Annotated in this window: 12 protein-coding genes; 7 read left to right on the top strand and 5 right to left on the bottom strand. The window is 69.7% G+C overall.

The window, feature by feature from the left end; genetic code table 11:
- The first annotated feature begins 23 nt into the window (after nucleotides 1-23).
- The gene (locus E2L08_RS04725; protein ID WP_240758114.1) at nucleotides 24-863 is read left to right on the top strand and encodes a DMT family transporter; all 840 of its coding nucleotides are present in this window, start codon (nucleotides 24-26) and stop codon (nucleotides 861-863) included.
- Between the two features lie 4 nt (nucleotides 864-867).
- Here E2L08_RS04725 and E2L08_RS04720 read toward each other — a convergent pair whose 3' ends face one another.
- Nucleotides 868-1107, bottom strand: coding sequence for an accessory factor UbiK family protein (locus tag E2L08_RS04720; protein ID WP_133395906.1), 240 nt, complete (start codon nucleotides 1105-1107; stop codon nucleotides 868-870).
- A gap of 93 nt (nucleotides 1108-1200) precedes the next feature.
- Between E2L08_RS04720 and lgt the strand changes: the two genes are divergently transcribed.
- The 4 genes from lgt to E2L08_RS04700 all read left to right on the top strand — a co-directional run bounded on the left by lgt (nucleotide 1201) and on the right by E2L08_RS04700 (nucleotide 4987).
- Entirely contained in the window at nucleotides 1201-2097 is an 897-nt protein-coding gene (lgt, locus tag E2L08_RS04715; RefSeq protein ID WP_133395905.1) for a prolipoprotein diacylglyceryl transferase, read from the top strand.
- The gene (locus E2L08_RS04710) at nucleotides 2094-3152 is read left to right on the top strand and encodes a class I SAM-dependent methyltransferase (RefSeq protein ID WP_133395904.1); all 1059 of its coding nucleotides are present in this window, start codon (nucleotides 2094-2096) and stop codon (nucleotides 3150-3152) included. The genes lgt and E2L08_RS04710 overlap by 4 nt, the downstream gene beginning before the upstream one ends.
- Before the next feature lie 29 nt (nucleotides 3153-3181).
- Nucleotides 3182-3943: a peptidoglycan editing factor PgeF gene (gene pgeF / locus E2L08_RS04705; protein ID WP_133395953.1), complete on the top strand. Its 762-nt coding sequence runs from the start codon at nucleotides 3182-3184 to the stop codon at nucleotides 3941-3943.
- 276 nt (nucleotides 3944-4219) lie between these two features.
- Nucleotides 4220-4987 (top strand): Hint domain-containing protein, encoded by a 768-nt coding sequence (locus E2L08_RS04700; RefSeq protein WP_133395903.1) that lies wholly within the window; start codon nucleotides 4220-4222, stop codon nucleotides 4985-4987.
- A 3-nt stretch (nucleotides 4988-4990) separates the two neighbouring features.
- Here the strand turns inward: E2L08_RS04700 and E2L08_RS04695 are convergent, their stop codons facing one another.
- A complete protein-coding gene (locus E2L08_RS04695) occupies nucleotides 4991-5491 on the bottom strand; it encodes an Lrp/AsnC family transcriptional regulator (protein WP_133395952.1) in 501 nt (166 codons plus the stop codon).
- Nucleotides 5492-5668: 177 nt separating this feature from the next.
- Between E2L08_RS04695 and trxB the strand changes: the two genes are divergently transcribed.
- Nucleotides 5669-6673 carry a thioredoxin-disulfide reductase gene (gene trxB, locus E2L08_RS04690; RefSeq protein ID WP_133395902.1) on the top strand — a complete coding sequence of 335 codons (1005 nt, stop codon included), beginning with the start codon at nucleotides 5669-5671 and terminating at the stop codon, nucleotides 6671-6673.
- A 48-nt stretch (nucleotides 6674-6721) separates the two neighbouring features.
- Here the strand turns inward: trxB and E2L08_RS04685 are convergent, their stop codons facing one another.
- A complete protein-coding gene (locus E2L08_RS04685; RefSeq protein ID WP_133395901.1) occupies nucleotides 6722-7771 on the bottom strand; it encodes a cytochrome-c peroxidase in 1050 nt (349 codons plus the stop codon).
- A 368-nt stretch (nucleotides 7772-8139) separates the two neighbouring features.
- Here E2L08_RS04685 and E2L08_RS04680 point away from each other — a divergent pair, with 368 nt between their 5' ends.
- Nucleotides 8140-9846: a bifunctional sulfate adenylyltransferase/adenylylsulfate kinase gene (locus E2L08_RS04680; RefSeq protein WP_133395900.1), complete on the top strand. Its 1707-nt coding sequence runs from the start codon at nucleotides 8140-8142 to the stop codon at nucleotides 9844-9846.
- Between the two features lie 78 nt (nucleotides 9847-9924).
- Here E2L08_RS04680 and E2L08_RS04675 read toward each other — a convergent pair whose 3' ends face one another.
- Together E2L08_RS04675 and E2L08_RS04670 are read right to left on the bottom strand one after the other, a co-directional pair.
- Nucleotides 9925-10956, bottom strand: a complete 1032-nt coding sequence (locus E2L08_RS04675) for a hypothetical protein (RefSeq protein WP_133395899.1) — start codon at nucleotides 10954-10956, stop codon at nucleotides 9925-9927.
- Nucleotides 10957-11055: 99 nt separating this feature from the next.
- Nucleotides 11056-13083: a M3 family metallopeptidase gene (locus tag E2L08_RS04670; protein ID WP_133395898.1), complete on the bottom strand. Its 2028-nt coding sequence runs from the start codon at nucleotides 13081-13083 to the stop codon at nucleotides 11056-11058.

Below are 13083 nucleotides of genomic sequence, written 5' to 3'. Positions count from 1 at the left end.
TCGCGGCCGTTATGGTCGCCGCGATGCTGTGGGGGACGACGGGAACGGTGCAGGCCGCCCTGCCCGCGGCGCGCGATCCGCTGGCGGTGGGCGCGCTGCGGCTGGCATTCGGCGCGGCGGCGCTGGTGGCGCTGGCGCTGGCGGACCCGGCCTGCCGGCGCGCGGCGCGGGGGCTGCCATGGCGGGGCATCGGTTTCGCCGCCATCGCGATCGCGGGCTATAACCTGTTGTTCTTTCACGCGGTCGGGGCGGCCGGCGTCGGGATCGGCACCGCCGTCACCATCGGCAGCGCCCCGCTTTGGACCACCGCGTGGGAGATCGCGTCCCAGCGCCGCCTGCCGGGCGCGCTGCGCGCGGGCGGGCAGCTCGTGTCGGTGGCGGGGGTGGGGCTGCTGGGGCTCGGTGCCGGGTCCGCCATGGGTGCCGGTGCGGGCGCGGGCATCGCCGCGGCGCTGGGGGCGGGGGCCTGCTATGCCGCCTATTCGCTGGCCACCAGCCGTATCGGGGCGCGCGCGCCATCGACCGCCATCGCGGCAGCGACATTCACGCTGGCGGCGCTGCTGACGGCGCCGGTGCTGGCCCTGCGCCCGCCGGTGTGGATCGACGCGCCCGCCGACTGGGCGCTGATCGCGTATCTCGGGGTGGGAGCGACGGGCCTGTCCTATGCGCTGTATACATGGGGCCTGCGCGGCGTCGCAGCCTCGACCGCGGTCACGCTGGCCCTGGCCGAGCCGGTGACGGCCTGGATCCTGGCCGGCACCCTGGTGGGCGAGCCTGTGACATGGCGCGCGAGCCTCGGGATCGGGGCGATCCTTGCAGGGCTCGCGGTCGTGGCGCTCGTGCCCGCGCGGCGCGGGCCATAGAGGCTCAGCCCTTTTCGAGCGCCTCGATCCGGGCCTTGAGCGCCTCGTTCTCTTCGCGCGCCTTCTGGGCCATCGCGCGGACGGCGTCGAACTCTTCTCGGGTCACGAGATCGCGATCGGCGAGAAAGCGGTCGATCATCCCGTTCATGGCGGTCTGCGCCTCGTCCCGCGCGCCCTGTGCCACGCCCATGGCGTTGGTCATGAGCTGCGAGAAATCGTCGAACATCTTGTTGCGGGTCTGCATGCCTGTCTCCTGATGGGGCGTGCATGACATATGGAGCCACGCCCCCCGGACGCAAGGTTGACTTCCCCGCGGACCGGAGGCCTTGTCCCCGCCATGCTGCTGGCGATCCCCTTTCCCGACATCTCGCCCGAGATCTTCACGATCCGGCTGGGCGATTTCGCGTTCTCGCTGCGCTGGTACGCGCTGGCCTATATCGTGGGCATCCTCGCGGGCTGGCGGCTGGCGGTGATGGCGGTGCGGCGCGATGCGCTCTGGCCCGGCGGCACGGCCCCGATGACCGCGCAGGCCGTCGAGGAATTGATGACCGCCATCGTCCTCGGCGTGATCCTCGGCGGGCGGCTGGGGTTCGTGCTGTTCTACCAGCCCGCCTACTACCTGTCGCATCCCGCCGAGATCCTCGCCGTCTGGCAGGGCGGCATGTCGTTTCACGGCGGCATGCTGGGCGTCGCCATCGGCATCGCGTGGTTCGCCTGGCGCAAGGGCGTGCGGCCGCTGGCGGTGCTCGACCTTGCCGCGCTGGGCACCCCGCCGGGGCTGCTGCTGGGGCGGATCGCGAATTTCATCAATGCCGAGCTTTGGGGGCGGCCGACCGACCTGCCCTGGGGGGTCGTCTTTCCCGGCATCGCGGCGCAGGACTGCCCCGGCGTCGCGGGGCTCTGCGCGCGCCATCCCTCGCAGCTCTACGAGGCCGGGCTCGAAGGGCTGTTGCTGGGGGCCGCGCTGATCTGGCTGGCCTTCGGGCGACGCGCGTTTCGCCGCCCCGGCCTGCTGACGGGCGTGTTCCTCGCGGGCTACGCGGCCAGCCGCATTTTCGTCGAGCTGTTCCGCCAGGCCGATGCGCAGTTCATCACCGCGACGAACCCGATGGGCTATGTCGTGCAGATCGGCGGCGCGGGCCTGTCGATGGGCCAGGTCCTGTCGCTGCCGATGCTCGCGATCGGGGTGGCCTTCATCGTCGCGGCGCTGTCGGGACGCACGGCGCGGGCATGACCCCGCTCGGCCGGATTCTCCTGCGCCAGATCGCGGCCACCGGCCCGCTCAGCGTGGCCGATTACATGGCGGCCTGCCTGCTGCACCCCGATCACGGCTATTACAGCACCCGCGACCCGCTGGGCCGGGCCGGCGATTTCGTCACCGCCCCCGAGATCAGCCAGATGTTCGGAGAGCTCGTCGGGCTGGCGCTGGCGCAGGCCTGGCTCGATCGCGGGTCGCCCGCACCCGTGATCCTTGCCGAGCTGGGGCCGGGGCGCGGCACGCTGATGGCCGACGCGCTGCGCGCGACGCGCGGCGTCGCGGGGTTTCACGCCGCGATCCGTCTGCATATGGTCGAGGTCTCGCCCGATCTGCGCGCGGCGCAATCGGCGGCACTTTTGCAGTTCGCGCCGATGTTTCACGACCGCCCGGACGAGCTGCCCGACGACCTGCCGCTGTTTCTTGTCGCCAACGAGTTTTTCGACGCCCTGCCCATCCGCCAGTTCCTGCGCGACGGCGAGGGCTGGCGCGAAAGGCTGGTCACGGCCGAGGGCGACAGGCTGCGCTTTGCGCTCGGGCCCGTCGCGCGGCTGGCGGCGCTCGAGCACCGGGTGGCCGATACCGCGCCGGGCGACATGGTCGAGACCTGCGCCCCCGCGACCGCGATAGCCGAGGAGCTGGGCGGCCGCATCGCCGCGCGGGGCGGCATCGCGCTCTTGTTCGATTATGGAAAGGACGGCGCGCCCGGAGACACGTTCCAGGCGGTCCGACGTCACGAAAAGGAAAGCCCGCTGGACAATCCGGGGCAGGCCGACCTGACCGCGCATGTCGATTTTGCGGCCATCGCCGCGGCCGCGCCCTGCGCCGTGGCAGGCCCCGTGCCGCAGGGCGTCTGGCTGGAACGGCTGGGCATCACCGCGCGCGCGCAGGCGCTGGCGCGCGGGCTGACGGGCGCCGCGCTCGACACCCACATCGCCGCCCACCGGCGCTTGACCCACCCCGACGAGATGGGCCAGCTTTTCAAGGCGATGGCCCTGCATGACGGGGCCGCACCGCCACCGGGGCTGACATGATCCGCCCCCCTGCCCGCCCGGAGGCGCCCGTGACGCTCGAGATCCTCACCTCGGACCTGCTCGCACCGATGCGACACGGGTTCTTTACCCGGCGCGGCGGGGCGTCCTCGGGGGTGTTTCGCGGGCTGAATTGCGGCGCGGGCTCGACCGATCAGCGCGATATCGTGGCGATCAACCGCGGCCGGGCCGCGATGGCGATGGGCGTGCCGGCCGCCCAGCTCCGCAGCCTGCACCAGGTCCATTCGCCGCGCGTCGTGGTGGCCGACGACACCCCGCCCGAGACGCCGCCGCAGGCCGATGCGCTCGTCACCGCAACGCCGGGCATCGCCATCGCCGTGCTGACCGCCGATTGCATGCCCGTCCTTTTTGCCGACCGCGCCGCCGGTGTCGTGGGGGCGGCCCATGCGGGCTGGAAAGGGGCCGTGGGCGGCGTGCTCGAGGCGACGATCGACGCGATGGAGCGGCTGGGCGCCCGGCGCGGCGATATCGCGGCGGTGATCGGCCCCTGCATCTCGGTCGAGGCCTACGAGGTCGGGCCGGAGCTGCGCGCGGCCTTTGTCGCCGAAGACCCCGCGGCGGAACGGTTCTTCACGCCCGCGCGGGGCGACCGCCTGATGCTGGACCTGCCCGCCTTCGGGTTGGCCCGGCTGCGCGCGGCGGGCATCGAACGCGCCCGCTGGACGCGCCATTGCACCTATGCCGATCCGTCGCGCTTTTTCTCGTACCGGCGCGCCACCCACCGGCGCGAGGCCGATTACGGGCGGCTGCTCTCGGCGATCCGGGCGGGCTGAGGCACCGTCGCTCCGCCCGCAAATGCCCCGCGTTCGACGCGCGAGCGGCGCGAGCCCGTCCCATTGCGGCCCGAATCCGGCGCCATCCTCACGGCACCGAAAACGCCAAAGGATCGCCCCATGACCAAGCGCCGCTGGATCGCCGCCGCAATCGACAGCTCTCGCAAGTATCGGGCGACGCTGCCCTTTCAGCGCGGATACCGCCCCGTTCGGGCCGCCGACGCCGCCTGAGCCCGCCGCCCGACGCGCCCTTTCCGCCAGACCGGAGGTCTGACCATGTCCACGGACGAGCGGCCGGTTCGGCCCAACGCCTATCCCCCGTCGCGCGGGCCCTGGACCGTGCGCCAGAAACCGCGCTCGGGGCCGGCAGAGTTGCCGCCCCTGACGCAGCGCTATCATGTGATCGGACTAGACCGCGCGGGCGACCCGGTCGAGTTCACGCGCATGGGGCCCGCCACGCCGCTTTTCACCCAGACCTTCGGCGCCATCGTGCATGGCGGGCTGGTGCAGACCATCGACGGCCCCGTCGCGGTCGAGGATCTGCTGCCCGGCGACCGGGTCATCACCTCGAACGGGGTGGACCGCCTGGTGTGGAAAGGCGCGCGCACGATCCTGCCGGGGCGGCGGAAAAGCGCGCTCTACCGAATTCCGGCCGATGCGCTGGGGCTGGGCCGGCCGTCGCGCGACATCCTGCTCGGCCCCGCCGCCCGGCTGGTCAGCCGCCGCGACGCAGTGCGCCGTCTGCTGGGCGTCGATTCGGCGCTGGTGCCGATCTCGGCGCTGGTCGACGGGCAGGCGATCATCGAGATCGCGCCGATCTCGCCGCTGCAATGCTATCACCTGGCCTTTGCGCGGCACTGCACCTTCACCGTCAACGGGCTCGAACTGGAAAGCGCGCATCCCGGCCGGATCGACCGCATCGCGGGGGCCGCGATGCAGGCCCTGTTCCTGTCCTTCTTTCCGCATCTCGAACGGATGGACGAGTTCGGCGCGCTGTCGATGCAGCGCGTGCGCGACGACCTGATCGACCGGATCGTCGCCTGAGGCTCAGGCCCGCCGCGCCAGCCGCGCCTCGAGCACGTCGAAGGGCACGCCCGGCGCATCCTTGGCGCCGCGGATCACGAGCGATGTCTTGACGCTGGCGACATTCGCCGCGGCCGTGAGTTCCGAGGTGAGGAAGGTCTGAAAGCTCGACAGGTCGGGCGCCACGCATTTCAGGATGAAGTCCACCTCGCCGTTCAGCATGTGACATTCCCGAACCAGCGGCCAGGCGCGGCATTTCTCTTCGAAAGCGGCCAGATCCGCCTCGGCCTGGCTTTGCAGCCCCACCATGGCAAAGACCTGCACCTCGAAGCCCAGCGACCGCGCATCCACCGACGCGTGAAATCCGCGGATGAACCCCTGCTCCTCGAGCGTGCGGACCCGCCGCAGGCAAGGCGGCGCCGAGATGCCCACCCGCCGGGCGAGTTCCACGTTGGTCATGCGACCGTCGGCCTGCAATTCCGCCAAGATCTTGCGGTCGATCGCGTCCAGCTTGTGCCCCGGCATCGTCTCACCCATCTGATTTGTCCGAACCCTATGTTCACAGCGCATTCAGCGCAATATTGTTTCACGTTGGCGCAAGATTGCGTCCCGGCCCCTGCCGGGCACGCCGCGGCGGGGGTTCCGGGCCGGGCGGGAAGCTCCTATATCGGCGCCAGATCGCCTTGCAAGGGAATACGCGCCATGTCCAAGACCCGCGACGTCAAGCTGCTCATCATCGGGTCGGGGCCGGCCGGCTATACCGCCGCCGTCTATGCCGCCCGCGCCATGCTCGAGCCTGTGCTGGTGCAGGGCATCCAGCCCGGCGGGCAGCTCACCATCACCACCGATGTCGAGAACTGGCCCGGCGACGCGTCGGTCATGGGCCCCGACCTCATGACCCGGATGGAGGGGCATGCCCGCGCCATGGGTGCCGAGATCGTGTCGGATCACATCGCCTCGGTCGACCTGTCCTCGCGCCCCTTCACCGCCATCGGCGACGACGGCACGACATGGCGCGCGCAGGCGATCATCCTCGCCACGGGGGCGCAGGCGCGCTGGCTGGGCCTCCCGTCGGAAGAGGCGTTCAAGGGCTTCGGCGTCTCGGCCTGCGCGACCTGCGACGGGTTCTTCTACCGCGGCCAGCCGGTCGCGGTGATCGGCGGCGGCAACACGGCTGTCGAAGAGGCGCTGTTCCTGACCAATTTCGCCTCGAAGGTGACGCTGATCCACCGCCGCGACGAGCTGCGGGCCGAAAAGATCATGCAGCAGCGCCTGTTCGACAATCCCAAGGTCGAGGTGCTGTGGAACCATCAGCTCGACGCGGTGACGGGAACGGACTCTCCCAAGGGGGTCGAGGCGGTGCGCGCGCGCCATGTCGAGACGGGCGAGATCACCGAGGTGCCGGTCAAGGGCGTCTTCATCGCCATCGGCCATGCCCCGGCCTCGAGCCTGGTCGAGGGCCAGCTCGAGACGCATCTGGGCGGCTATGTCGTGGTCGAGCCGGGCACGACCCGGACCTCGGTGCCTGGGGTGTTTGCGGCGGGCGACCTGATCGATCACGTCTATCGCCAGGCCGTGACCAGCGCCGGCATGGGCTGCATGGCCGCGCTCGACGCCGAGAAATTCCTGGCCGAACAGGGCGCGACCAGCGGCAAGGACATGTCCGAGCCTCTGGGATGGGGCGCAAAGGTCACAGAAGGCGCCTGATCGCCCCGCATTCCGGCGCGACCCGAACGGGCCGCGCCGGAGGCCGCCTTAGCGCACTTCGCCCGTGGGCTGGGGGGTCGAAGCCGTCTCGGGCGGCAGGACCGGATAGACCACCTCGGGCATCTCGCCGGTCAGCGACCCGAGGAAGGCCGTGATCGCGTCGATCTCGTCCTCGTCCAGATCCGCGCCGAGCTGCGATTCGGCCATGACGGCCACCGCCGTGCGCAGGTCCCACACCGCCCCCGAGTGGAAATAGGGCGCGGTCAGCGCGATGTTGCGCAGAGGTGCGGCCCGGAACACGTATTCGTCGATGGCGGTCTCGGTCACGGCGAACCGGCCCTTGTCCCCCTCGGGCAACACGTCGGCGCCCGGCTTCTCGACGAGGCCGAAGGGATAATACCCCTCGCCGCCGAGATTCACGCCGCCATGGCACGAGGCGCAGCCCGCATCGACGAAAAGCTCGAGCCCCGTCTTCTCGATATCGCTCAGCGCCGCGTCGTCGCCGTTCAGCCAGGCGTCGAAAGGCGCCGGGGTGATGAGCGTCGCCTCGTAGGCCTCGATCGCCTTGGCGAAGTTGTCGAAGGTCACCGGATCGTCCTCGTCGGGGAACGAGGCTTTGAACCATTCGACATATTGCGGCATCGAGTTCAGCGTCGCGATGACGTTGTCGGGGGTGTTGGCCATCTCGACGCCGGCCTGCACCGGGCCCTTGGCCTGCTCGGCGAGGTCGGCGGCGCGGCCGTCCCAGAACTGCGCGTCGTTGAAGACCGAGTTGAGCACCGTGGGCGAGTTGCGCGGCCCCTTTTGCCAGCCATGCCCGATCGAGACGGGCATGTTGTCGTCGCCCCCCGTGGCGAGGTTGTGGCACGAGTTGCACGAGAACACGCCCGAGGCCGACATGCGCGGGTCAAAGAAAAGCGCCTTGCCGAGGTCGATCTTGGCGGGGGTGATCGGGTTGTCGTTCACCGCGGGAACGGTCGAGGGCAGCGGGCGGAACAGATCGGCGGCCACCTCGCGCAGCTCCTGCTGCGCGGCGGCGGCGCAGGCGATGGAAAGGGTCAGTGTGGCTAATCCGGTGGATCTGGCTAGGCGTCTCATGACCGGTTCGTTCCTTCTCTCGGGATGATGAGCGGCCACAGGCTTGCACGCGGCACGGATAACGCCTTGATCCAAATCAAATTGTTCGACGCTCACATGGATTTCGCGGCGCCCGGCCTTCTCTGTTTCCGCAAATACTCACGGCGGGCCGCCGCAGCACGCGGCCGGCCGCAGCAAGGGCGCGAAACCCGGCCCCCGCCCCATGGCGCGGGGGCGATCTGGCGCCGCATTTGCCGCCAAGATGTGCCATTGGCGCCGCGATTCGCGCGGATGCGGCTTTTTGCCTTGGCTTGGCGCCATGCGCGGGCTAAGCGCGGGCCGCCGTCCGAGGGGCGGCCGCGGAACCGTCACTGAGGCCTTTGCCGATCATGCAGCACCAGAATTTCGCCCCCGTCCCGGAACTCTACGTCTCGTACGAGAGCGCCCAGAAGCTGAAGGTCGAGGCCGGCGATCTGGTCTCGCACGATCTGACCCCGCGCCAGATCTGCGACCTCGAGCTGTTGATGAACGGCGGATTCGCGCCGCTCAAGGGCTTCCTCGGGCAGGAGGATTACGACAGCGTCGTCGAGACCATGCGCCTCAAGGACGGCAGCCTCTGGCCGATGCCGATCAATCTCGACGTCTCCGAGGACTTCGCGTCGCGCATCGAGATCGGGCAGGACATCGCGCTGCGCGACCAGGAAGGCGTGATCCTCGCCACCATGACCGTCACCGACAAGTGGAGCCCCGACAAATCGCGCGAGGCCAGGCATGTCTTCGGCGCCGATGACAAAGCGCATCCGGCGGTGAACTACCTGCACAACGAGGCGGGCGCCGTCTATCTGGGCGGGCCGGTCACGGGCATCCAGCAGCCGGTGCATTACGATTTCCGCGCCCGCCGCGACACGCCGAACGAATTGCGCGCCTTCTTCCGCAAGATGGGCTGGCGCCGCGTCGTCGCCTTCCAGACGCGCAACCCGCTGCACCGCGCGCACCAGGAACTCACCTTCCGCGCCGCGAAAGAGGCGCAGGCCAACCTGCTGATCCACCCGGTCGTGGGCATGACAAAGCCGGGCGATGTCGATCACTTCACCCGCGTGCGCTGCTACGAGGCGGTGCTCGACAAGTACCCGGCCGCCACCACCCATATGAGCCTGCTCAACCTCGCGATGCGCATGGCCGGCCCGCGCGAGGCGGTGTGGCACGGCCTGATCCGGCGCAACCACGGCGTGACCCATTTCATCGTCGGCCGCGACCATGCCGGGCCGGGCAAGAACAGCGCGGGCGAGGATTTCTACGGCCCCTATGACGCCCAGGACCTGTTCCGCGAGCATCAGGACGAGATGGGCATCGAGATGGTCGACTTCAAACACATGGTCTATGTGCAGGAGCGCGCCCAGTACGAGCCCGCCGACGAGATCGAGGAAGGCGTGACCGTCCTCAACATCTCGGGCACCGAGCTGCGCCGCCGCCTGGCCGAAGGGCTCGAGATCCCCGAATGGTTCAGCTTTCCCGAGGTGGTGAAAGAGCTGCGCCGGACCCGCCCGCCGCGGGCGCGTCAGGGCTTCACCGTGTTCTTCACGGGCTTTTCCGGCTCGGGCAAATCGACCATCGCGAATGCGCTCATGGTCAAGCTGATGGAGATGGGCGGCCGCCCGGTGACGCTGCTCGATGGGGATATCGTGCGCAAGAACCTCAGCTCCGAGCTGGGTTTCAGCAAGGAACACCGCGACCTCAACATCCGCCGCATCGGCTATGTCGCGAGCGAGATCACCAAGAACGGCGGTATCGCGATCTGCGCGCCCATCGCGCCCTACCAGGCGACGCGGCGCGCGGTGCGCGAGGATATCGAGAATTTCGGCGCCTTCGTCGAAGTGCACGTCGCCACGCCCATCGAGGAATGCGAGCGGCGCGACCGCAAGGGCCTCTACAAGCTCGCGCGCGAGGGCAAGATCAAGGAGTTCACGGGCATCTCGGACCCCTATGACACGCCCGAGAACCCCGAGCTGCGGCTCGACACGACCAATGTCGATGTCGACAACTGCGCCCACCAGGTGCTGCTCAAGCTCGAGAGCATGGGCCTGATCGCGGCCTGAGCGACCCCGACCGCCCTGCCGGACATGCAAAGACCCGCCCCGAGGGGCGGGTCTTATCTTGTCGGGACGGGCGTCGCGTCAGGAATAGGTGGTGCGCATGTCTTCGACGCTCGTCGTCTTGGGCCGGCCCGCCAGCGCGCCGCTGGCAGCCGCGGCAAGACCGAGGATCGAGGCCAGCGACAGCCAGAACGCGGCCGAGGATACCGCATCGGCGGCATTGCCCGCGGCCTCGACGGCACGCTGCTGCAACTCGTCCGCGGTTTCGCGCGCTTGCTCGACGGCTGCGTCGAACCGGTTCTCGACCGTGGCGATGACCTCTTCGACGTCCTGCTCGGTCACGCCGAGACGGTTTCGCAGCACGGCCCGGACCTCTTCGCGATCCTCCTCGGAGAACACCGCGTCCGGCCCTTCGACCAGCCGGTCGAGCGCGCGGTTCACGTCCTCGGAGATGTCGCCGGGCGAGGCCAGCGCATCGGCCACGGCGCGCTGCACGATGTTCACGGCGCGTTCCTGTTCGGATTCGCTCACGACGTTGCGAAAGGCGTTCTCGACCGCGGTGGCGAACTGGCGCGGCGTCACGTTCCGCTCTTGGAGCGTATCGCGGATCTCGGGGGGCAGATCCTCGAAGGAAACACGCTGAGCGATGCCCGACAGGTCGGGAAAGGACAGGTCGTCGGGGGCGACGTATTGCGCGGCATCGACGGCTTGGCGCGCCGCGCTGCTCAGCACGGTCGTCCCGGCGCTGATCGTGGCGCTGGTGCCCGAAATCGCGGCCCAGGCCATCAGGATCGTGGCCGCCGCCCAGATCGCGGCGCCGTGCAGGATCGCCGCCATGCTGCGCGGCACGCCCGAAAGCTTGCCCGCCGCGTAACCGCCCGCGGCCAGCGAAACGAGCTGCGTGACGATGAGATAGATGGCCGAGCCCGAACCGAGACCGCCCAGCGGGTTGCTTTCGCTGTCGGGGTTGATGCTGGCCGCGCCGATGGCGACGCCCAGAGTGGTGAAAAAGATCATGAGACCCACCGCGATGATGGCCCCCACGAAAATCGCGCTCCAGGATGCGCGGGGGAACCTGTCGCCCGGCAGTCGTGTCTTGGCGGCCTCGGCCATGTCAGTCACCCTTGATTTGCTTGCGTTTCCACAAGGGCAACAGGAACGGGCCGTGCGGGTTCCCCCGGCGGGGCGGAAAGGCACCCGCCGGGGGCGCGATCAGGCGGCGGGGGCGAGCCCCCTGCCCTTCAGCAGCGCCTCGGGGCCGGGCATCCGCCCGCGAAAGGCGGTATAGGCCACGTCGGCCTCGACCGTGCCGCCGACCGACAGGATCTCGGCCTCGAGCCGGGCGGCCAGGTTCGTATCGAACGGGCCGTCGCCCTCGCGGAAGGCCTCGAACGCATCGGCATCCATGACCTCGGACCACATGTAGCTGTAATACCCCGCCGAATAGCCGTCGCCCGCGAACACATGCGCAAAATGCGGCGTGGCGTGGCGCATGGCGATGGGCTTGGGCATCCCGATCCCGTCGAGCACCTCTTGCTGGAAGGCCATCGGATCCTCCGGGGCCTCGCCCGCGTGAAACTCGAGATCGACCAGCGCCGAGCCCAGGTATTCGACGGTCTGGAACCCCATGTCATAGGTCGAGGCCGCGAGCATCCGGTCGAGCATGTCGCGCGGCATCGGCTCGCCCGTCTCGGCATGGGTCGCGAACTCGGCCAGCACCTCGGGCAGCTCGAGCCAATGCTCGAAAAGCTGCGAGGGAAGCTCGACGAAATCGCGCGCGACCGAGGTGCCCGAAAGCGAGGGATAGGTCACGTCGCTCAGCAACTGGTGCAGCGCGTGGCCGAACTCGTGAAACAGGGTGCGCGCGTCGTCATAGCTCAGCAGCGCGGGGCGCCCTTCGGGCGGTTTCGCGAAATTGCAGACATTGACGACGACCGGGCGTTCCTCGCCCCCCAGCTTGCCCTGCGACCGGAAGGCCGAACACCACGCGCCCGAGCGTTTCGAGGGCCGGGCGAAGTAGTCGCCGAAGAACACGCCGACATGGCGCCCCTGCCGCGTCACCTCGAAGGCGCGGATATCGGGGTGATAGAGCGGCACGTCGATGGGCGCGACCTCGAGGCCGAAAAGGCGATGCGCGCAGGCGAACGCCGCGTCGATCATCCGGTCGAGCTGCAGATACGGCTTGAGCGCGGCCTCGTCGAGATCGTGTTCCTCCTGGCGGCGCTTTTCGGAATAGTAGCGCCAGTCCCACGGCTCGAGCTCGGCATTGACGCCGTCGGCATGCATCATCGCCGACAGGCGGGTGGCATCCGCCTCGGCCTGCTCCCGCGCGGGCTCCCAGACCTGCATCAGCAGGTCGCGCACCGCCTCGGGCGTCCGGGCCATCTGCGTCTCGAGCTTGTAGGCCGCGAAACTGTCATAGCCCAGCAGGTCGGCGCGTTCCTCGCGCAGGGCGAGGATCTCGCGCGCAATATCGCGGTTGTCGGTCGCCCCGCCGCCCGCGCCGCGCGCGGTCCAGGCGCGCCATGCCTGCTCGCGCAGGTCGCGCCGGGGCGAGAATTGCAGGAACGGCACGATGAGCGAGCGCGACAGCGTCACCGCCGGCCCCCCCGCATCGAGCGACGCCCCCGCCGCGCGCGCCGCCTCGACGACGAAACCGGGCAGACCCTCGAGATCGGCCTCGGACAGGGTCATGTGCCAGTCGCGCTCGTCGGCCAGAAGGTTCTGCGTGAACTCCACCCCCAGCGCCGAAAGCCGCTCGACCACCTGGCGCAGACGGTCGCGCGCCGGCCCGCGCAGCTCGGCCCCCGCGCGGACAAAGGCGCGCCGCGTGACCAGCAAAAGCCGCGCCTGCTCGGGCGTCAGGTCAAGCGTGTCGCGCGCCTGCCAGACCGTCTCGATCCGCTGAAACAGCGGCTCGTTCATGTAGACATCCGACGAATAGGCGCTGAGCATCGGCGAGAACACCCGCTGCAGGCGCTGCCGCTCGGGGTTGGAATCGGCCCCGGCGAGGTTGAAGAACACCCCCAGAACCCGGTCGAGCCGGCGGCCCGCGGATTCCAGCGCCTCGATCGTGTTGGCGAATGTGGGCGCGGCCGCGTCCTCGGCGATGCGCTCCACCGCCGCGCGCGCCTCGGCCAGGGCGGTCTCGACGGCGGGCTCGAAATGGGCATCCTCGATCGCGTCGAAGGGCGGCAGGTCGAACCGGGTCGTCCAGTCATCGAGAAGCGGGTTGCTCAC

The sequence above is a fragment of the Palleronia sediminis genome (genome assembly GCF_004358695.1).
In the GTDB taxonomy this organism is placed as follows: domain Bacteria; phylum Pseudomonadota; class Alphaproteobacteria; order Rhodobacterales; family Rhodobacteraceae; genus Palleronia; species Palleronia sediminis.
This window is presented reverse-complemented; position numbering and strand designations above follow the sequence as displayed.

Bases quoted from the DNA above. Each gene is read 5' to 3' on its own strand.
- E2L08_RS04695 (WP_133395952.1), bottom strand. From the start codon at position 5,491: ATGCCGGGGCACAAGCTGGACGCGATCGACCGCAAGATCTTGGCGGAA.
- E2L08_RS04700 (WP_133395903.1), top strand. From the start codon at position 4,220: ATGTCCACGGACGAGCGGCCGGTTCGGCCCAACGCCTATCCCCCGTCG.
- E2L08_RS04720 (WP_133395906.1), bottom strand. From the start codon at position 1,107: ATGCAGACCCGCAACAAGATGTTCGACGATTTCTCGCAGCTCATGACC.
- lgt (WP_133395905.1), top strand. From the start codon at position 1,201: ATGCTGCTGGCGATCCCCTTTCCCGACATCTCGCCCGAGATCTTCACG.
- E2L08_RS04685 (WP_133395901.1), bottom strand. From the start codon at position 7,771: ATGAGACGCCTAGCCAGATCCACCGGATTAGCCACACTGACCCTTTCC.
- E2L08_RS04725 (WP_240758114.1), top strand. From the start codon at position 24: ATGCTGTGGGGGACGACGGGAACGGTGCAGGCCGCCCTGCCCGCGGCG.
- trxB (WP_133395902.1), top strand. From the start codon at position 5,669: ATGTCCAAGACCCGCGACGTCAAGCTGCTCATCATCGGGTCGGGGCCG.
- E2L08_RS04710 (WP_133395904.1), top strand. From the start codon at position 2,094: ATGACCCCGCTCGGCCGGATTCTCCTGCGCCAGATCGCGGCCACCGGC.
- E2L08_RS04680 (WP_133395900.1), top strand. From the start codon at position 8,140: ATGCAGCACCAGAATTTCGCCCCCGTCCCGGAACTCTACGTCTCGTAC.
- E2L08_RS04675 (WP_133395899.1), bottom strand. From the start codon at position 10,956: ATGGCCGAGGCCGCCAAGACACGACTGCCGGGCGACAGGTTCCCCCGC.